At 72.6% G+C, this 17,809-nt stretch carries 19 protein-coding genes and 1 pseudogene; 9 read left to right on the plus strand and 11 right to left on the minus strand.

All coding sequences use genetic code 11. From position 1 onward, the window contains the following. Positions 1–64 precede the first annotated feature (64 nt). Positions 65–616 carry a phosphoribosyltransferase family protein gene (locus ACSNN9_RS13180; protein WP_436673327.1) on the minus strand — a complete coding sequence of 184 codons (552 nt, stop codon included), beginning with the start codon at positions 614–616 and terminating at the stop codon, positions 65–67. Positions 617–813: 197 nt separating this feature from the next. On the opposite strand from ACSNN9_RS13180, the gene ACSNN9_RS13185 reads away from it, so the two are divergent. From ACSNN9_RS13185 to ACSNN9_RS13200, 4 genes are all read left to right on the plus strand, one after another. Continuing rightward, the gene (locus tag ACSNN9_RS13185) at positions 814–1,455 is read left to right on the plus strand and encodes a septal ring lytic transglycosylase RlpA family protein (protein ID WP_436673328.1); all 642 of its coding nucleotides are present in this window, start codon (positions 814–816) and stop codon (positions 1,453–1,455) included. A 101-nt stretch (positions 1,456–1,556) separates the two neighbouring features. Then, complete coding sequence (locus ACSNN9_RS13190; protein WP_436673329.1) at positions 1,557–2,684, plus strand: PP2C family protein-serine/threonine phosphatase; 1,128 nt, start codon at positions 1,557–1,559, stop codon at positions 2,682–2,684. Between the two features lie 150 nt (positions 2,685–2,834). Beyond that, positions 2,835–4,691, plus strand: coding sequence for an acyl-CoA dehydrogenase (locus tag ACSNN9_RS13195; protein ID WP_436673330.1), 1,857 nt, complete (start codon positions 2,835–2,837; stop codon positions 4,689–4,691). Between the two features lie 739 nt (positions 4,692–5,430). Then, positions 5,431–5,700, plus strand: coding sequence for a DUF6458 family protein (locus ACSNN9_RS13200; RefSeq protein ID WP_013730795.1), 270 nt, complete (start codon positions 5,431–5,433; stop codon positions 5,698–5,700). Between the two features lie 173 nt (positions 5,701–5,873). On the opposite strand, the gene ACSNN9_RS13205 is transcribed toward ACSNN9_RS13200, so the two are convergent. After that, the gene (locus ACSNN9_RS13205; RefSeq protein ID WP_436673331.1) at positions 5,874–6,413 is read right to left on the minus strand and encodes a SixA phosphatase family protein; all 540 of its coding nucleotides are present in this window, start codon (positions 6,411–6,413) and stop codon (positions 5,874–5,876) included. Between the two features lie 115 nt (positions 6,414–6,528). Between ACSNN9_RS13205 and ACSNN9_RS13210 the strand changes: the two genes are divergently transcribed. Beyond that, a complete protein-coding gene (locus ACSNN9_RS13210; RefSeq protein ID WP_089002696.1) occupies positions 6,529–6,813 on the plus strand; it encodes a DUF6458 family protein in 285 nt (94 codons plus the stop codon). Positions 6,814–6,879: 66 nt separating this feature from the next. Here the strand turns inward: ACSNN9_RS13210 and trhA are convergent, their stop codons facing one another. Next, positions 6,880–7,557: a PAQR family membrane homeostasis protein TrhA gene (gene trhA, locus ACSNN9_RS13215; RefSeq protein WP_436673332.1), complete on the minus strand. Its 678-nt coding sequence runs from the start codon at positions 7,555–7,557 to the stop codon at positions 6,880–6,882. A 107-nt stretch (positions 7,558–7,664) separates the two neighbouring features. Between trhA and ACSNN9_RS13220 the strand changes: the two genes are divergently transcribed. From ACSNN9_RS13220 to ACSNN9_RS13230, 3 genes are read left to right on the plus strand one after another with little or no spacing between them, the layout of a single operon-like run. Beyond that, positions 7,665–8,330 carry a 5-oxoprolinase subunit B family protein gene (locus tag ACSNN9_RS13220; protein WP_436673333.1) on the plus strand — a complete coding sequence of 222 codons (666 nt, stop codon included), beginning with the start codon at positions 7,665–7,667 and terminating at the stop codon, positions 8,328–8,330. After that, positions 8,228–9,184, plus strand: coding sequence for a biotin-dependent carboxyltransferase family protein (locus tag ACSNN9_RS13225; RefSeq protein WP_436673344.1), 957 nt, complete (start codon positions 8,228–8,230; stop codon positions 9,182–9,184). The genes ACSNN9_RS13220 and ACSNN9_RS13225 overlap by 103 nt, the downstream gene beginning before the upstream one ends. Further along, on the plus strand, positions 9,168–9,917 hold the full coding sequence (locus ACSNN9_RS13230; RefSeq protein ID WP_436673334.1) for a LamB/YcsF family protein: 750 nt from the start codon (positions 9,168–9,170) through the stop codon (positions 9,915–9,917). Before ACSNN9_RS13225 ends, ACSNN9_RS13230 begins: the two co-directional genes overlap by 17 nt. Before the next feature lie 60 nt (positions 9,918–9,977). On the opposite strand, the gene ACSNN9_RS13235 is transcribed toward ACSNN9_RS13230, so the two are convergent. Further along, the gene (locus ACSNN9_RS13235; RefSeq protein WP_436673335.1) at positions 9,978–11,819 is read right to left on the minus strand and encodes an NHL domain-containing thioredoxin family protein; all 1,842 of its coding nucleotides are present in this window, start codon (positions 11,817–11,819) and stop codon (positions 9,978–9,980) included. A gap of 525 nt (positions 11,820–12,344) precedes the next feature. On the opposite strand from ACSNN9_RS13235, the pseudogene thyX reads away from it, so the two are divergent. Continuing rightward, a pseudogene (gene thyX, locus ACSNN9_RS13240) lies at positions 12,345–12,455 on the plus strand (FAD-dependent thymidylate synthase); the annotation flags it as partial. 670 nt (positions 12,456–13,125) lie between these two features. Here the strand turns inward: thyX and ACSNN9_RS13245 are convergent. The 7 genes from ACSNN9_RS13245 to ACSNN9_RS13275 all read right to left on the minus strand — a co-directional run. Next, positions 13,126–13,482 carry a hypothetical protein gene (locus ACSNN9_RS13245; protein WP_436673336.1) on the minus strand — a complete coding sequence of 119 codons (357 nt, stop codon included), beginning with the start codon at positions 13,480–13,482 and terminating at the stop codon, positions 13,126–13,128. After that, positions 13,479–13,838 carry a hypothetical protein gene (locus ACSNN9_RS13250; RefSeq protein ID WP_436673337.1) on the minus strand — a complete coding sequence of 120 codons (360 nt, stop codon included), beginning with the start codon at positions 13,836–13,838 and terminating at the stop codon, positions 13,479–13,481. The genes ACSNN9_RS13245 and ACSNN9_RS13250 overlap by 4 nt, the downstream gene beginning before the upstream one ends. Positions 13,839–14,000: 162 nt before the next feature. Then, a complete protein-coding gene (locus tag ACSNN9_RS13255; RefSeq protein ID WP_436673338.1) occupies positions 14,001–14,483 on the minus strand; it encodes an HNH endonuclease in 483 nt (160 codons plus the stop codon). Positions 14,484–14,547: 64 nt separating this feature from the next. Beyond that, the gene (locus ACSNN9_RS13260) at positions 14,548–14,982 is read right to left on the minus strand and encodes a hypothetical protein (RefSeq protein ID WP_436673339.1); all 435 of its coding nucleotides are present in this window, start codon (positions 14,980–14,982) and stop codon (positions 14,548–14,550) included. A 255-nt stretch (positions 14,983–15,237) separates the two neighbouring features. Further along, complete coding sequence (locus ACSNN9_RS13265; RefSeq protein WP_436673340.1) at positions 15,238–16,155, minus strand: P22 phage major capsid protein family protein; 918 nt, start codon at positions 16,153–16,155, stop codon at positions 15,238–15,240. Positions 16,156–16,565: 410 nt separating this feature from the next. Then, positions 16,566–17,156, minus strand: a complete 591-nt coding sequence (locus ACSNN9_RS13270; RefSeq protein WP_436673341.1) for a hypothetical protein — start codon at positions 17,154–17,156, stop codon at positions 16,566–16,568. A 367-nt stretch (positions 17,157–17,523) separates the two neighbouring features. After that, positions 17,524–17,809, minus strand: a 286-nt coding sequence (locus tag ACSNN9_RS13275; RefSeq protein ID WP_436673342.1) for a hypothetical protein, incomplete at its 5' end; no start/stop codon positions are given.

Here is a 17,809-nt window from a genome sequence, read left to right on the forward strand (position 1 = left end):
CCAGCTTGACCACGTGCCACTCCTCACCCGTGGGCCGATCCTCCGAGCTAAACCGAGGTTGAGGTCAAGCCGTCAGGTCGGCACCGTGCACGAGCCCTCGGACGCGCAGCTCGGTGGCGACCGCCGGGGGGCAGTCGAGCACGACCGCGGCGGTGCCGACCGGTTCCGCGCCCCGCGCGGCGCAGATCTCGTAGAGCGCGCGGACCTGCGCCCCGGTGGCGACCCAGTCGTCCACCACCAGCACCCGGTCGCCCCGGTCGAGGCCGTGGTCCCGCACGGCCAGGTCGACCCGCCGGCCCCGGAAGTCCGGCGGGCTCTGCGCCCAGGTGAGCGGCCCGGCGGGCAGCCGGCCGTCGCCCGGCTTGTGGGCCGGCACGAAGCCGACCCCGAGTGCCGTAGCGGCGAGCGGACCGAGCAGGTACCCGGTGACCGCCGGCGAGACGACCACCGTCGGCCGGTCGGCCCGGAACGGCTCCACGAGGGCCGGCCCCAGCCGGGCGAGGACCTGCGGGTCCCGCCACCAGCCGGAGACGTCGCTGACCAGGTGACTGGCGCCGGGGCCGGGATCGATCCACCTGACCAGCGCGGCGAGACGTCCGCTCAGCTCGGAGGGCATGGGACCCATCCTGCGCCACGGGAGCCGGCTCGGGCGCCCCGCCTCGCACCCGGACCGCCCGGCCCACCTCGGGTCGGATGATCGGCTACACGTATCACTGCAATTACGGTCATACCACCATGATCACGTTGACTTCGGAAGTGCTTCTCTCGTTACGGTCCGACCCGGTTTGCTCAGAAGACGAAAGGACCGGACCGGTGGCTGGCAGGCACTCCCGTACCCGAATGTTCTCCTCCCCGGCCGGCATCGCGGCCACCGCGGCGGTCGGGGTCGCCCTCGCCGTCGGTGGCACCGTCGGCGCCGTCCAGCTGACCTCGGGCGCGGGGCCCGCCCGCCCGGCCGCCGTCGACCTCGCGCCCACCGGCCTGCCGAGCAGTGCCGCCCCCAGCTCGCCGGCCGTCCCGTCGGCCGCCCCGCCGAGCGCCAGCGCGTCGCCGAGCGCGACCGCCAGCCCCAAGGCCAGCCGGTCCACCCAGGCCCCCTCCCGGAGCAAGCCGCGCACCGCCGCGCCGAAGCCCACCGCGACGAAGAAGAGCAGCACCGCCCGTCCGGTGGTCGACAGCGGCTCGTGCGGCGCCTCGTTCTACTCCGAGGGGCAGCTCACCGCCAACGGCGAGAACTTCGACCCGTCCGCGCTGACCGCCGCCCACAAGACCCTGCCGTTCGACACGAGGGTCCGGGTCACCAACCCGGCGAACGGCAGGTCCGTGACGGTACGCATCAACGACCGTGGCCCGTTCATCGAGGGCCGCTGCCTGGACCTGTCCCGGGCCGCGTTCGCCGACATCGCCTCGCTCGACGCCGGCCACGTCGAGGTCCGCTACGAGGTGCTCGGCTGAGCCGCTCGCCGGGCGGCGATCGGCCCGGCGACACGGTCCGGGTGGGCAGAACATCCTCGGACGACGGGCCAGGTTCATTCACCCGCTCACGTCCATCAGGCATGCTGTCCCTCGTACGCACGCGACCCTTCCAGTCGGGCCCCGGCCCACTGAGCCCCGGATCCCGCGCCGGCCTCGGCGCGGCCTTCGTCCTGCTCGCGATCGTGTCGGCCGTGGAGCTGGCCGACGGCCGTCCGGCGAACTACATCGCGCTCATGGTGGCCGCGCCGTTCCTGACCGCGGCGCTGGCGTCGTGGCGGATCGTGCTCGGCGTGGGCCTGTCCGCCACGGCCCTCGGGGCCGGCTTCGCGTTCGGCGAGGAGACCATGGCGCTCCCCACCACGGTCGCCGTGGCGGGCATCGCGCTGGGCACCGCGATCGCGGTGGCCACGGCGGCCGTACGGCAGCGCCAGGCCGAGCGGATCGCCGAGTTGTCCCGGCTGGCCTCGGTCGCCCAGCAGGCCGTGCTGCGTCCGCTCGGGCCACAGGTCGGCACGCTCTCGGTGGCCGCCCGGTACATCTCGTCCACCGCCACGGCCGAGATCGGCGGTGACCTGTACGAGGCGGTCGACACCCCGTACGGGGTGCGGATGATCATCGGCGACGTGCGGGGCAAGGGCCTCGACGCGGTGCGGCTCGCCAGCATCGTGCTGGGCTCGTACCGGCATGTGGCGTACGAGCGGGCGGACCTGCGGGCCGTCGTGACCGACCTGGACCGGGCGGTGGCCCGGAGCGTGGGCGACGAGGACTTCGTCACCGCCGCGCTGGTCGAGGAGCGGGGCGGGACGCTCACCATCGTCAACTGCGGCCATCCGCCGCCGCTGCTGCTGCGCCGGGGCGCCGTCATCCCGCTCGAACCGCCGGCCCCCGCCCCGCCGCTGGGCTTCATGCCGGTGGTGCGCCCCCGGGTCGAGCGGCTGGAGCCCGGCGACCGGCTGCTGCTCTTCACCGACGGGCTCGGCGAGGCGCGCCGGGACGGGGAGTTCTTCCCGACCGCCGACCGGGCCTGGCGGCTGCTCGGCCACGGCACCGTCGGCGACGGGCTCGCCTCGCTGGAGACCGCCCTGGTCGAGTGGGTGCACGGCCGGCTCGACGACGACATCGCCCTGGTCCTGATGGAGTACACGGGCTCGCGCGGCGCCGCCACGGTCGCCGTGCCGAGCTGGGAGGTCGGCGCGGCCGAGAGCTGAGCGGGGCGGGGCTCGACGCCCCTTCCGCAACCCGAACGGGAAGTGTGTAATCGCCGTCACTTCGGTGATCGGCTTGTCGCTGCCTACCCATCGGTAATACAGTCTGGGTTACTGATCGGTAACACCTGTCCGGAAGCGGGGCCAGCGAGCATGACCCACTACAAGAGCAACCTTCGGGACCTCGAGTTCAACCTCTTCGAGGTCTTCGGGGCGGACCAGGCGTTCAGCCAGGAGCCGTACACGGACCTGGACGTCGACACCGCACGCGACATCCTCGCCGAGGTCGACCGCCTCGCCCGTGAGGATCTGGCCGCCAGCTACACGGACAGCGACCGCAACCCGCCGGTCTTCGACCCGGCCACGCACACCGCGCCGCTGCCGGAGTCGTTCAAGAAGTCGTACCGGGCGTTCATGAACTCCGAGTTCTGGCGCCTGGAGCTCCCGACGGAGCTGGACGGCAGCAACGCGCCCCGGGCGCTCGTGTGGTCCCTCGCCGAGCTGATCCTCGGCGCCAACGCCGCCGTCTGGATGTACTCCTCCGGCCCGTCCTTCGCGCACGTGCTGCACGTCGAGGGCACCGAGCAGCAGAAGCGGTGGGCGAAGCTCTTCGCCGACAAGCAGTGGGGCTCCACGATGGTGCTCACCGAGCCGGACGCCGGCTCGGACGTGGGCGCCGGCCGGGCCCGCGCCGTCCCGCAGCCCGACGGCTCCTGGCACATCGAGGGCGTGAAGCGCTTCATCACGTCCGCCGAGCACGACCTGAGCGACAACATCATCCACTACGTGCTGGCCCGTCCGGTCGGCGTCGAGGGTGTCGGTGGCCCGGGCACCAAGGGCCTGTCCCTCTTCGTGGTGCCGAAGTACCACTTCGACGAGAACACCGGTGAGCTGGGCGAGCGCAACGGCGTCTTCGCCACCAACGTCGAGCACAAGATGGGCCTGAAGGTCTCCAACACCTGCGAGGTGACCTTCGGCGAGCACGGCGTACCGGCCAAGGGCTGGCTGCTGGGCGAGAAGCACGACGGCATCCGGCAGATGTTCATGATCATCGAGAACGCCCGGATGATGGTCGGCACCAAGGCCATCGCCACCCTCTCGACCGGCTACCTGAACGCCCTGGAGTACGCCAAGAGCCGGGTGCAGGGCGCCGACCTGACCCAGATGGCGGACAAGACCGCGCCGCGCGTCACGATCACCCACCACCCGGACGTGCGCCGCTCGCTGATGCTGCAGAAGGCGTACGCCGAGGGCCTGCGCGCCCTGGTCTGCTACACCGCCACCTGGCAGGACAAGGTCGCCATCGCCGAGGCGGCGGGCGACGAGAAGGCGACCAAGCTCGCCAAGCGGGTCAACGACCTGCTCCTCCCGCTGGTCAAGGGCGTCGGTTCGGAGCGGGCGTACGAGCTGCTCGGCCACGAGTCGTTGCAGACCTTCGGCGGCTCCGGCTTCCTCCAGGACTACCCGCTGGAGCAGTACGTCCGGGACGCGAAGATCGACACCCTCTACGAGGGCACGACGGCGATCCAGAGCCTCGACCTCATCTTCCGCAAGATCGTCAGGGACAACGGCAAGGCCCTGATGGCGGTCGCCGGCGAGATCCAGGAGTTCATCGCCACCGAGGCCGGCAACGGTCAGCTCAAGGAGGAGCGGCTGGCGCTGGGCAAGGCGCTCGCCGAGATCCAGAACATGGTCGGCGTGATGACCGGCTGGCTGGGCGAGGCGCAGGGCGGCGACACCCGGGCGCTCTACAAGGTCGGCCTGAGCAGCCGCCGCTTCCTGCTGGCGATCGGCGACCTGGTCGTCGGTTGGCTGCTCCAGAAGCAGGCCGATGTGGCCCTGAAGGCCCTGGCCGGCGAGGTCTCGGCCGCCGACAAGGCGTTCTACACCGGCAAGGTGGCCGCCGCCCGGTTCTTCGCCCGCGAGGTGCTGCCCCGCATCGGCGCCGACCGGCGGATCGTCGAGGGCACCGACCTGGACATCATGGACCTCCCGGAGGAAGCCTTCTGAGTTACGCCGTAGCGCCGCACGGCGCGGCGGTGGAGCCGGGGACGACCCGGCGGTGATCCGGCACGACGGGCGGCGGGCAGCAGCCCGCCGGCCGTCGTCGTCCATCCTCCGGCGTCCGGGTGGTGGCTGATCCGCCGCCGCTCACCTGCGGGGCCGGCGCCGCGTGCCGCCCGCGCCTCCGTCGGTGCCCGGGCTCGGACCGCACCGCCCTGCCCGGCGCGGCCTTCTCGATGCCCCGGCCCGCCGAAGCGCGGCGAGCCGGTGCGGTGGAGGCCGTCCCGGCGTGTTCGCCCGCTCCCCATCACGCAGCGTCACGAACTCCCCGCTCTCCCGGTCCGCCCCTTCCGCCCTTTGCTCTGCAGCCACGGACGCAACAGGCACCCAGGGTTGCTGGTGCCTCCGTGGCTGCAGAGCAAAGCGTCTGCGACTGTGTGGCCCTGCCGGCGCTCCGGCGCGTCGATTAGCCGATACTGCGCGATTATGTCCGCTTCGTGGAGTGGTGGCTGTGATTGACGGCCGTTACGAGCAGTGACGGTCCGGTGTCCCGGGAGTCGTCACCGTGCGCAGTCTTGGCGAACGACGTCCGCTGGACGGCAGGTGACGGCCGCCGGCCGGCCGGAGCGGGGTTGCGCCGGCTATTCGGGGAGGTCATCCGGGTAGCCGGGCGGTGTGGCGGGTAACCGTCGCGAGGCCACGTCAGAGAACGCCCAGAGCCACCGCACGGGGGAGTGCAGCGCACATGGGCATTGGTAGCGGAATCTTCCTGATCGCCATCGGCGCGATCCTCACCTTCGCCATCAGGGCCAACGTCTGGTGGGTCGACCTGCGCGCGGTCGGCTGGGTGTTCATCCTGGCCGGGCTGGGCGTCCTGCTCACGACGCTCTGGTTCTGGCAGGACCGGCGCAAGCGGGCGCGGACCCTGATCGTCGAGGAGAACCGGCTCTCGCACCCGACCGCGATGATGCCGCCACCGCCCGACCCGCCGCCGCCGACGGCGCCACCGTCCTGAGCCGCCGCCGGCCATTCGGACGCACCGACGGGCCGGCGGCGCACCGCCGGCCCGTCGGGCCCCCCGCCCCCCCCCCCCCCCCCCCCCCCCCGCCCGGCCCGTCAGCCGGCCAGGCGGTGTCCACGGCAGTCACGAGCGGCACCTGAGCCACCCGCCACGCACCGGCGGGTGGCTCAGCCGCGCGCGGTGTGGCGGTCGGTGATCGGCGCCCGGCTCGGGCCGAGTTCCGGCCAGTCGACCTCGGGTCGGTGCACCACCACGTCGCTGGTGCGCATCCCGTCCTCGTCCGCCCGCTCCGGGTCGAGCAGCGCCGAGAGCAGCGAGATGCCCGGGTTGTGCGCGATCAGGAGGACGGTGCGGGCGGCCGGCTCCACGTCCCGGACCAGCGCCAGCAGGTCCTCCGGGCGTGCCTCGTACGCGTCGGCCTCGTAGCGCACGACGGGAGCGGGGCCGGCCGAACCGCCCTCCGGGGGAGACCCGGTCATGCCCATCGTCACACCGTGCCAGGTCTCGCGGGTGCGCCGGGCGGCCGAGCAGACGACCACGTCCGGCAGCAGGTCGTGCTTGGCCAGCCACGCGCCGGCCGCGGCCGCGTCGGCCTGGCCCCGCGCGGCCAGGGGACGCTGCACGTCCGGCACCACCTCCCCGGGCGGCTCGGCCTTGGCGTGCCGGAGCAGCACCAGCGTCCGTCCCTGGGGGTGAGCGTCCGTCATGTCCCCAGCTTGCCCGATTGGCGATCAGAGCGCCTGGGTAAGTCGATGGATGCCGCACCCTCACCGATGGCCGCGGCGGAAGGAAACGCCAGGGGACAGCCGAGGAGGCGACGAGATGGGCTTTGGTGGCAGTATCTTCCTGATCGCGTTGGGTGCGATCTTCGCGTTCGCCGTGGAGGCGGATCTGGGCTGGCTCAACCTGGCCGTGGTCGGCTGGGTACTGATGCTCGCCGGCGTGGCCGGCCTGCTGCTCACCCTCCACTTCTGGAACTCGCGCCGGCGGGCCGTGGTGGCCCCGGTGCGCGGTGAGCGCGTGGTCGCGGAGCAGGTCGTGCCGGTGCAGGACGACCGGGTCGTCGAGGAGTACCGCGAGGTGCGTCGGCCGCGCCGCACCGTCTGACGTCCGACCGGACACCGATCTTTCCGGGGGCTCCGCCACGCGGCGGGGCCCCCGGTCGCGTGTCCGTCAGGCGAAGAGGGCGAAGTAGATGGCGATGTGGTGGCAGAGCGCGGCCACGAGCGTGCAGGCGTGGAAGAACTCGTGGTGGCCGAAGACGGTGGGCCAGGGGTTGGGCCGGCGGAGCGCGTAGCAGACCGCGCCCACGCTGTAGATCGCGCCGCCCACGCTGAGCAGCACGAGGGCGGTGACGCCACCCTGGTGCAGGATGTCGGGCAGCATCGCGACGGAGACCCAGCCGAGCGCCAGGTAGAGCGGCGCGGAGACCCAGCGCGGGGCGTGCGGCCAGACCAGCTTGAGCGCCACGCCCGCGAGCGCGCCGCCCCAGACCAGCGCCAGCATGATCGTGGCCGGCCGGGGTTCCAGCAGCAGTACGCAGAACGGCGTGTAGGTGCCGGCGATGAACACGAAGATCATCGAATGGTCCATCCGGCGCATGATCTGGTAGCCGCGCTCGGACCAGACCCGCCGGTGGTAGAGCGCGCTGGTGCCGAAGAGTCCGCAGACCGTCAGGCTGTAGATCACGCAGCTGACCAGCGGGGCCCAGCCGGGTCGGGTGGCGGAGACCGCGCTGAGCACGATGCCGCAGACCGCGGCGACGAAGAACGCGTACGTGTGCAGCCAGCCGCGCATCCGGGGCTTACCGATGTCGACCGGCTTGAGTCGAAGCGGTGCGGAGGTGGTCACCTCCTTAGGTTACGGCACCGTAGGTTACTTTCAAGTAGTGCGTCCGGTCACGTGGGACGGCGGTCGACCGACCCTGGTGCCGGGAGCCGGTCGGGGAGTATGGCGGGATGCGGATCCGACCCGTCGGGGTGCACGCCCTGCTGATCGACTGTGCCGGCGCGGACCAGGTGGAGGCGTGGCGGGCCGAGCTGTGGCGGCGGCGCGAACGCGGCGAGCTGACCGCCGTCGAGATCGTGCCGGCGGCCACCACCGTCCTGCTCGACGGCGTGCCGGACCTGGCCGCGACGGCCGCGCGGATCGCCGCCTGGCAGCCCCGGCCGGACGCGCACGTGGCCCCCGGCGTGACGGCCGCCGGCAGCGCGACGGCAGCCGGTGGGGGCACCCCCGCGGCCGCCGGCCCGGTCGAGGTCCCGGTGACGTACGACGGAGAGGACCTGCCCCTCGTCGCCGACCACTGGGGCGTGGACGTGCCGGCGGTGGTCGACCGGTTGGGGCGTACCCGGTTCCGGGTGGCCTTCTGCGGCTTCGCCCCCGGGTTCGCCTACCTCACCGGGCTCCCCGCCGAGCTGGCGGTGCCCCGGCTGCCCTCTCCCCGCCCCCGGGTTCCGGCCGGCTCGGTCGCCCTGGCCGGCCCGTACGCCGGGATCTATCCGGCGGCCTCGCCCGGCGGCTGGCTGCTGGTCGGGCGCACCGGGATGCCCCTCTTCGACGTGCGCGCCGACCCGCCGGCCCGGCTCACCCCGGGCACCCGGGTACGCCTGGTGGCCGCGTGAGCGCGGTGGTCGAGGTGCTCCGCGCCGGGGCGCTGACCACCGTGCAGGACCTGGGCCGGGCCGGCTGGGCGCACCTCGGCGTACCCCGGTCGGGCGCGCTCGACCCGGCGGCGCTGCGGCTGGCCAACCGGCTCGTCGGCAACCCGGAGTCCGCCGCCGGCCTGGAGATCACGATGACGGGCTGCGAGCTGCGGTTCCCCCGCGCGGCGGCGGTCGCGGTGACCGGTGCCTCTGCCGTCGTACGGGTCGGCGACCGCCCGGGTGACGTGGGCCGGCCGCTGTCGGTGCCGGCGGGCGCCGTGCTGCGGGTCGGTCCGCCGCGCGACGGCCTGCGCAACTGGCTCGCCATCGGCGGCGGCATCGCCGTCGAGCCGGTGCTCGGCAGCCGTGCCACCGACACCCTCTCCGGGCTCGGCCCGCCGCCACTGCGCGACGGCGACCGGCTGCCCCTGGGCGCACCGGCCGGACCGCCCGCCCCGGTGGACGTCACCGTCCCGCCGCGCACCCCGACGCAGCTGCGGCTGACCCTGCGGCTCGGGCCCCGCGACGACTGGTTCACCTCGGCCGTGCTGGACCGGCTGTTCGGCGACGCGTACACGGTGAGCCCGGTCAGCAACCGGGTCGGCGCGCGACTCACGGGCGCGGCGCTGCCCCGCGCGGTGGCCGGGGAACTGCCCAGCGAGGGCATCGTGCTCGGCGCGGTGCAGGTGCCGGCGGACGGCCAGCCGCTGATCTTCCTCGCCGACCATCCGACCACCGGCGGGTACCCCGTCGTCGGGGTGGTGGACGACGTGACCCCGCTCGCGCAGGCCCGCCCAGGGACTACGGTCAGGTTCCATGGACCTCAACGCTGACCTCGGCGAGGGATTCGGCATCTGGCGCCTCGGCGACGACACCGCGCTGCTGGACCTCGTCACCTCCGCCAACGTCGCCTGCGGCTTCCATGCCGGCGACGCGTCGACCATGCGCCGGGTCTGCGAGGGCGCCGCCGAGCGCGGGGTGGCCGTCGGCGCGCAGGTCGGCTACCGGGACCTCGCCGGCTTCGGCCGGCGGCACATCGCGTACGCCTACGCGGAGCTGCGCGACGAGGTCACCTACCAGCTCGGGGCCCTGGAGGCGTTCTGCCGGCTGTTCGGCACCCGGGTCCGCTACCTGAAGCCGCACGGGGCGCTCTACCACGCCGCCGCCTGCGACGAGGCCCAGGCGGCGGCGCTGGTCGCGGCGGTCGGCGGCTACGACGACCAACTGCCGCTGCTCTGCCCGCCCGGCTCGGTCCTCGCCCAGCTCGCCGCCGGCGCCGGGCTGCGGGTGGTCGCCGAGGGTTTCGCCGACCGGGGCTACCTGCCCAACGGCTCACTGGTGCCGCGCACCGCCCCCGGCGCGCTGGTGACCGACCCGGAGGAGGTGGCCGCCCGGGCCGTCCGGATGGCCACCGAGCGGTGCGTGGTCGCGGTCGACGGCAGCGTCGTCCCGTGCCCGGTCGAGTCGATCTGCCTGCACGGCGACACCCCGGGCGCGGTCCGCTGCGCCGAACTGGTGCGCGCCGCCCTGATCGACGCTGGGGTCACGCCCACGCCGTTCGCCTGACCGGCCGCCCCTTCCCGCGAAGGAGGGGGCGGCCGTTCCTGACGTCGACCGCGACCGGTGTCAGGCGTCGTCCAGGCCGCGGAGCACCAGCGGAAGCCGGGCGGCGGCGCCGTCGACCACCCGGACCGGGACGCCCCAGTCCTGCCGGGTCAGGTGGCAGGCCGCGTGCTCGACGTCCGCGTCGCAGGTCGCCGCCTGGGCGGTCACCTGGAGCACACCCCCGGCCACGGTGCCGTCGACGACCAGCCGGCGGGTCAGCTCGGTGCCGGTGCCAGCCCCCTCCACCAGCAGCTCCGGCGGCGACGCCGACACCACCAGCCGCGTCGACGGGCCGTACGTCTCGTCGAGCTTCTGCCCCGGTGCGGGGGTGAAGATGACGTCCAGGGTCACCTCGCCGGCCGCCACGTCGGTGGGCTTGCGCTCGGTGCGGTGCCGGGGACCGTCGACGGTGCTCGCGCCGGCCGCCGAGAGCGCGCCGGGCGCCAGCCGGGTCAGCCGGTGCGCGGCGGACTCCACCACCAGCACCTCGCCCGCCGGGGTGAGCACCAGGTCGCTCGGCTCGGCGAGCCCGTCGGCGACCGTCGAGACGCGGTTGCTCTCCGGATCGAAGCGGCGAACCGCCCCGTTGTACGTGTCGGCGACCAGCACCGAGCCGTCCGGCAGCGCGCACACCCCCAGCGGGTGCTGGAGCAGCGCCTCCGACGCCGGCCCGTCGACGTGCCCGAAGTCGAAGAGCCCCTGCCCGACGGCGGTGCCCATGACGTCGTTCTCGACGTACCGGATCGCGCTGGTCTCGCTGTCGGCCACCCAGAGCCGGGTGCCGTCGGCGGAGACGGAGAGGCCGGACGGCTGGGCCATCCACGCCTCGGCCAGCGGGCCGTCGCGCAGGGCCTCGACGGTGGTGCCCGCGTACATCCCGGCGGTGCGCTTCACCGGGTCGAACCACCACAGCTGGTGGATGCCGGCCATCGCGATGACGACCTTGTCGTCGTACCAGGCCAGGTCCCAGGGGGAGGAGAGGTCGACGGCGAGCGCGTCGTGCGAGTGGTCGTCGACCGTGGAGCGCCACTGCCGGCCGGTGCCGGCGATCGTCACCACCTCGCCGTCCGCCAGCCGTACGCCGCGCAGCAGGTGGTTGACGGTGTCGGCGACGACGAGGTCGTAGCCGGCCACCTCGGCGGTGTGCGCCGGCAGCAGGCACAGCCCTTGCGGCTCGGAGAAGGTGGCCGCCCCGGCCGGACCGTCGGCCCGGCCCCGGGTGCCCGCGCCGATCCGGCGGACCAGCGTCTCGCCGTCACCGGCCAGTTCCGCCAGCGAGTGGCGGGCCGAGTCCGACACCAGCAGGTTGCCGTTCTCCAGCAGCACCGCCTTGCCCGGGAAGCGCAGGGTGGTCTCCGGCTGCGCCGGCGGGACGTACGGGCCGTCGCCCCGGTGCAGGGTGCCCTTCGCCTCGTGGGTGGCGATCAGGTCGTCGAGGAGGCGGGCGAGCCCTTCGGCGTGGCCCTCGCCGGCCATGGTCGCCACCACGTAGCCCTCGGGGTCGATGACCGACAGGGTGGGCCAGGCGCGGGCGGCGTACTGCTGCCACATGTCCAGCTCGGGGTCATCGAGCACGGGGTGGTGCACGCCGTACCGCTCCACCGCGGCGGCCAGCGCGTCCGGGTCCTTCTCGTGCTCGAACTTCGGCGAGTGCACGCCGATCACGACGAGCACGTCGCCGTACTTCTCCTCCAGCGGACGCAGCTCGTCGAGTACGTGCAGGCAGTTGATGCAGCAGAAGGTCCAGAAATCTAACAAGACACAGCGACCTCGAAGGTCCTGCAATGTTAGGTTTTGTCCACCTGTGTTGAGCCACTGCCGGCCCCGCAGTTCGGGGGCACGCACGCGCGGTGTCGTTCCCATGGTTGCAGCCTGCCATGTCACGCTCGCCCGAGCCGTGCTCCGTGACCCGGACGACAAGGATCCTCGGCCGCGCCGGGGGAGCCTCGTCGCTGCTTGCGACAACCGCATGAGGCGGCCGGCGACCGGGCCTTCGTCCGCCGTGAGCCTCGGCAACGGACTACGCCGGCAGACGTCCGCTTCACGAGGGGCGAGTTCGCCGACCCTGAGGCTCAGCGGCTCGCCGAGATCGCGGCCGAGGAGGCGCGGTAGAACTTTCGCGGTGCTGATAGCCACCAGCACACGAAAAGCGCCCCGCCCTAGTCTCACTAGGACGGGGCGCTCTGCCGTTCTAGGACATTAGGTTGCCCACGATGAGCCTGCCGCCGATGTGCCAGGTAGCCGTCCAGATAGGACGTGGTCGGCAGCCTCAGGGGCCCAGACGGTCAGTTCATCGACGGCGGGTGACCGACATTGCACCGGGCGAGCCTAGCTTGGGCGGGCAGTGCCGACGCCACTACAGTCCCAGGCATGCCAGAGATGGTGGAGATGGTGCAGCCCAAGGTAAAGCTCATCGCGTAAACCCACTTCGAGGCCCCCGACGATGTGACGTGGTCGACCGATGCCGAGGGCGGCCAGGCGCTCGCCGAGTTCTCCGGCTGAAACGACGACGGCACCCGCGCCAACGGGTGCCGTCGAGAGTCGCACTCGCGCCAACGAGTGCAAACCGTAACGAGATCACCAGCACTTCCGCCAAGAAGAAACCAGGAGGCTCGTCTGTGAGCACTGTACGTCGGAACCAGAACCAGGTTAAGGACGGCCCTGGAAACCGTGACGTGTCGCCCAGAGGGCTCGCCCTGCTGGTCGCGGCCGTTTTCGCCGGCTACGCCGCCATGCAGTACCCGCAGGCCGGGACCCCGGCCCTCGTCGCCGTGGGGGTTCTCACGGTGCTGAACCAGCTCGTAGGGCGGGACCGGGTCCAGGACCACGACAGTGACCGGGGCCAGGACCGGGACAGGAGCCGGAGCCGGGCTAGGGACCGGGGCAGGAGCCGGGGTAGGGATCAGGCCCAGGGCCGGGAGAAGGTGTAGCAACGACTGAAGCCCCCGGCTACCGGACTGACTCCGGCGGCCGGGGGCTTCACCATGCACGACGTCGGCAACCTGCCAATTCCCTGCAATCGCCGACGGGCGCGAGCGGTGCAAGGAGTTCATCGCGAACGTCGTCATCAACCTGCACAAGAAGTTCGCCCACGAGCTAATCCGGTACCGGCACTTCTTGTAGACCGTGACCTACAAGTTGAACCCGATGACTTGCCGGCCGTCGACAGTCACGGGTCGGCCTTCTCGGGCCGGCTCTCGGCGTAGTCGACGCCGCGAAGCCGGGCCTCGACGTCCTGGCGGACGACCGCGTGGGTCGAGCTGGGCTCAAGATGCCGGGCCCGGTCGTAGGCGCGGGCGAAGGCGCGTAAGGCGACGCGGGCGTCACCCCGAGCATCGTCGCCATGGATTACGGCGTATGCCCACGCGGCGGCCCACAACGTCGCGGCCGTCCAGCCGGCGGCCGGCGGGGTGACGTAGTCGGCGGGTCGGAAGTCGGCGGCCAGGGCGTCGCCGTGGCGGACAACCGGGACCGCCTCGACGTCGGCTCGCGGCGCTTTGCGGCGGCGCATCTTCGGGTTGGTCATCGGTCACCGCTCCACCGGGCCCGCGCGGCGCGACGGGCCCGCTCGGACGGCGACCCGTGGGCGGGCTTGTGCAGTCGGCCGAGAATCTGCGCGGCGGCCGTCCGGGCTAGGCGTGCCTCGATCGCGGCGGGGTGGACGGTCGGCTGCCCGGTCGATCCTCGGGCGACCATGCCGGCGGCCAGAGCAACGGCGTCCAGCCGCTCGGCGGCGCTCTCCAACGCACAGGCGTGGAACAGTTCGGCAACCTCAGCGGCGGTCAGGTCGGGGCATTCGTCGGTCACGGCCTCGAAGGTCTCGCGAGCGCCTGTCGTCCAGCTCTCGGGGATCGGGGCGGGCTGTTCCGGTGCGGCGGTCATGGGGCGGATCTCCAACGTTGAGATAGCGAGCGGACGGGGGTAGCTGTGTGTAATCGAAAACTGGGAGCGAGCGTGCATGCACAGGGCGGTGCTATGCCGCTTCGGCTGGTAGGGGCGGCGGTCGAGGGCCCACCCCCCCACCCCTACGCAGCGTTACAACACTCAGAGTGCTCCGGGATGGCGCTCGGCCGGACGCGCTCGCGTCGGTCGCGGACTCGCGCGCCGCGCCTCGACTGCCTCGCCTGCGGTCTTCACACCGTGGCAGTACGCGCACAGGGCTTGAAGGTTGTCGGGGCGGTGGTCGTCGCCGCGCTCGATGTGGTCAACCTGGTTTGCAGGGGCACCGCATCGCTCCCCTGTGCTGAAGACCTGCCGGCACTTGTACCCATCTCGCCGAAGGATGCGGCGGCGGATGGTCCCCCAGTTGCTCGGGAGGCGGGCCCTTCGATCTGACCCTTCCCAGGTCATAGCGATTCCCCAGGGTTGGCGAATCGCCCCCGGGTAGCGGCACGCCGCGCTGTGCACCGCGCACACAACGGCTCCCAGCCGCTCGGGTCGGTGGCCGGGCCCCGGGCCGTGCGGGCGGCGGTCTCGGTCAGCGCGCCGCACTCGACCCCGAGCGGTGTCGCGGCGTGGCAACGCCATCCGACGGCGTGTAGGGCTCGCCGGATGGCTCGCCGGACGAGCGGGTCTGGGTCCTCTTGGGGCATCAGGCACGCGCCTCGATACGGCGAGCGACCTCGGCCGGGTCGTAGCCGCCTCCGGCGGCGTCGTTCGCGGCGCGGCCCGGGGTGAGCTGCGGCTTCGGTAGACCGGAAAGCGGGTCCTCGGTCGTCGTCCGGGCGGCGCTGAAGTCAGCGGCGATCTTCGCCGCGCTCGCCTCGATCTCCTCGGCGTTGTCGCCGGTGATGTAGCCGGCCAGGCTCGCGGGTACGGCGTGCTTCGCGACGGCGGCGGTACGGGCGTCGGCCAGGTCGCGAGAGGCGACGACCTTCTCAAGTTCGGCCGCTCGCTCACGCTCAGTGGCGAGCGCGCTCTTCGCCTCGGCCAGTTCTCGCCGCAGGTTCTCGACCAGGCGCGCGGCGCGGTCGGCGTCAAAAGGGCCGTCCCAGGTGGTCGCGGTCTCAGAGGCGGGGCTGGTCACTGGGTCTCCTCGGGCTGAAGGGTGTGCGGGGCGGGGGTTGCGGTGGGCCGGCTTAGCCCTCGGCGGGCTTCGCTCGCACGCGTTCGATGGCTGGGTGAGCAGAACCTTCGGTGCGGCCGGGACTCCTCGGGTAGGGGCGCGTCGCACCATTCGCAGCAGTTCACGGGGACTCCTCGCACGTTCGTTTCATGGGCAAAAGGGGGGTCCGCCCGGACGCCGGTAGGAGGTCGGTCCAGCGTCCGGGCGGAAGAGAGGTCAGGCGCCGGTCAGGACGCGCACGGCCCCGGCGTGCGGGGTGAGGGTCACGGCGCCGGTCGTCTCGTCAACGATCGGGAGCGGCATCGCCTTCGCGCCGACGAAGGTTGCCAACAGCGACCGGTCGGCGGCCTGCGTGCTGAGGTAGTCGGCGATCCACCGCAGCGCGAAGCCGTTCTCCGCGAAGCTGCGGCCGGCCTTCGCGCCCTGCGGCATGACCGGGGCACGAACGGCGAGGGTGAAGGCGTTCGGAACGAAGCCGATCACCTCGTCAGCGGCGAGGCGGTTGCTTTCGTAGACCTCGATGCCGCGAACCTTGCCCATCGCCTTACCGGCCTCGGCGGTCGCGGTGCCGGCGGTGTCCCAGGTGCCGGGCGGGCCGTCGAGAAGCGCGGCAGCGACGTCAGTGCCGACCACGGCACGGATGGGCATGGCAGCCGGTACGCCGTTGTTGCGGAGGGCGGTCCGGATGCGGGTAAACATCTTCGCCGGGGCGGCGGGGTCCAGGGTGATCCCGACGGTGTCCGGGGTGGCCGACATCGCGGCGACGATCGTGCGTTCGCAGTATGCGACGAGGGCGTCAGTCTGCGGCTTCAGGACCTGCCGGCCGAAGTCTTCGATGCCGAGGCTCTGATCGCTCTCCGACATGAGGACACTCGAATACGCCAGGGTGTCCAGGGTGACGGGAATCGACTGCTCGGCGATCTCGTCGTCTACGAGCGCGGTCGTCTTGTCCGACCCGGCGCGCGTCCGCGCGGGAAGCGCGCCCGGGACGCGGACCCGGATGGTCTCGCCGGTACCCCCGCCGAACTCGGCCGCGTAGTCGCGGTGGACCAGGTTGCCCAGGACGAGATCCTTCTTCACCAGTTCCACCGCCAGGGCGGCAATGTGATCGGCGTTGAGGAAGCTGTTAGCCATGTGGAACGTTCGCTTTCAGGTTGAGAGAAAGGGGGGCGCCCAACCTGGGACCGGCCACTGCGGGCGCACTGCGTGACGCGTGGGAAAGGTCAAAGGGCGTGGGGGTGGGGTGCTCGGTTGCCGGGCTCTGCTCGACAGTTGAGCGGGCAGAGAGAAACGGCCCGGCTCGCCGGTTGACTAGTCCGGGTCCTCGCCGGGCCGCTGGCCCCCTCTGAAGGCCACCCGCCGTGAGAGCGGGTGTCTGCGGGTGAAGGATGGGCGCGGGTGGCCGGGGCCGTCGTCACAACGACCCCGGCTCGCCACCCACGGCAGACCTTCGACCCTCCGCGTCGAGGCGCGGAGAAGACGCGAGGCGACCACCCCAAAACCGCCGGAAGCCCCTGGGGAAGGCTCGGGCGGTCACCCCGCTACTACAGACGAACTCCGGACACACCGGCCCGGTCGCCGAGCACGCGGCCGACGCCCGGCGACGTATCACCCTCGTCCCGCCGAGTCAGCCGGCGCGGATCGAAGCACCCGGCGGCATCGCCCTCCACGGTGAAGCCGGTCCCGTACGGGGCGCCGCCGGGAAGCTGGGAGACGGCACGCTCTACAGCGGTACGCCGTGTGCCTCGGCGGCCCGGGGTGATCCCGAGCGGCCATTCCGAGATCAGCTCGGCTAGCCCTACCGGGCCGTTGCGGACGGCGTCGGCTTCGGCCGCGAGGGCGCGGAACTCCGCGAGCAACCCCGGCGCCCACTCGGCGAGCACCCCCGACAGCGGGGCCCACTCGGCGGGCTGCGCGGCGTCCGGCTCGCCGTAGAGGTAGCCAGTCACGTCCGCAAGGCTCGACGCCCCTGCGGCCTGCTCGGCGACCTGGGCGCGGCGCTCCGCGCGCTTCAGACGCTTAGCGCACGTCTCGGAACAGGTCCGGCCGACGGGTCCGGACGGGCGCGGGGTGAAGGTCGTCAGACAGTCGGGGGCGGCGCACACGCGGGGGCGGAAGCGGGCAGAGTCCAGCATCGGGGCGTCCAATCAGAGGGGGGCCGCGCCGTGGTCAGCGGCAGCGGGCGCGGACCGCACCGGAGGGCCGGCGGACGGTTCGCTCTCCCTATGTAAGTGGGCCAGCGAGGGCCTGCCTGTTCACCTGACGGCAAGATCGGCGGCCGGGGGGCGTCGCCCGTGACGGAGTGACGTACGTTTCGTCACTTCCCTATCCCTCTTCTAGGACTACTCCTCCTCCTCTAGAAGAAGTAATAGGAGAGTGACGAAACGGGGGCCACTTCGTCACCCCGGCGGGGCTCTTCCGTACCCTGCGTTACCCTTGCGTCACGGTCCGGACATGCGGACGCCCCCGGCGGGATGGCCGAGGGCGCGCAAACGGGCGGAGTCAGAGAACCGGCGTCGCCCAGTGCAGGAAGCGCCGGTCGAGATCAGCCGGCGGCGTGCTGCTGTCCAGCTCGGCGAGCTGTTCGGCGGCCTCGGCCTTCAGCGTCGCCAAGTAGACCATCAGGGCCGTCCGGTTCTCGCGGTACTCGCCGAGGAGACGCAGCTTCGCCGGAGAGCACGGCCAGGCAATCCCGCACGACTGGCAGCGCCAGGTAGGCCGGGACGGCAGGTGCGGGAGGATGCGGCGGGGGCGGTCCATCAGCCGACCTTCGCGGGCGTCCGGGGGG

The sequence above is a fragment of the Micromonospora sp. URMC 107 genome, from assembly GCF_051386315.1.
Lineage (GTDB): Bacteria > Actinomycetota > Actinomycetes > Mycobacteriales > Micromonosporaceae > Micromonospora.

Bases quoted from the DNA above. Each gene is read 5' to 3' on its own strand.
- ACSNN9_RS13180 (WP_436673327.1), bottom strand. From the start codon at position 616: ATGCCCTCCGAGCTGAGCGGACGTCTCGCCGCGCTGGTCAGGTGGATC.
- ACSNN9_RS13190 (WP_436673329.1), top strand. From the start codon at position 1,557: ATGCTGTCCCTCGTACGCACGCGACCCTTCCAGTCGGGCCCCGGCCCA.
- ACSNN9_RS13195 (WP_436673330.1), top strand. From the start codon at position 2,835: ATGACCCACTACAAGAGCAACCTTCGGGACCTCGAGTTCAACCTCTTC.
- ACSNN9_RS13200 (WP_013730795.1), top strand. From the start codon at position 5,431: ATGGGCATTGGTAGCGGAATCTTCCTGATCGCCATCGGCGCGATCCTC.
- ACSNN9_RS13205 (WP_436673331.1), bottom strand. From the start codon at position 6,413: ATGACGGACGCTCACCCCCAGGGACGGACGCTGGTGCTGCTCCGGCAC.
- ACSNN9_RS13210 (WP_089002696.1), top strand. From the start codon at position 6,529: ATGGGCTTTGGTGGCAGTATCTTCCTGATCGCGTTGGGTGCGATCTTC.
- ACSNN9_RS13220 (WP_436673333.1), top strand. From the start codon at position 7,665: ATGCGGATCCGACCCGTCGGGGTGCACGCCCTGCTGATCGACTGTGCC.
- ACSNN9_RS13230 (WP_436673334.1), top strand. From the start codon at position 9,168: ATGGACCTCAACGCTGACCTCGGCGAGGGATTCGGCATCTGGCGCCTC.
- ACSNN9_RS13235 (WP_436673335.1), bottom strand. From the start codon at position 11,819: ATGGGAACGACACCGCGCGTGCGTGCCCCCGAACTGCGGGGCCGGCAG.
- ACSNN9_RS13245 (WP_436673336.1), bottom strand. From the start codon at position 13,482: ATGACCAACCCGAAGATGCGCCGCCGCAAAGCGCCGCGAGCCGACGTC.
- ACSNN9_RS13250 (WP_436673337.1), bottom strand. From the start codon at position 13,838: ATGACCGCCGCACCGGAACAGCCCGCCCCGATCCCCGAGAGCTGGACG.
- ACSNN9_RS13255 (WP_436673338.1), bottom strand. From the start codon at position 14,483: ATGGCGTTGCCACGCCGCGACACCGCTCGGGGTCGAGTGCGGCGCGCT.
- ACSNN9_RS13265 (WP_436673340.1), bottom strand. From the start codon at position 16,155: ATGGCTAACAGCTTCCTCAACGCCGATCACATTGCCGCCCTGGCGGTG.
- ACSNN9_RS13270 (WP_436673341.1), bottom strand. From the start codon at position 17,156: ATGCTGGACTCTGCCCGCTTCCGCCCCCGCGTGTGCGCCGCCCCCGAC.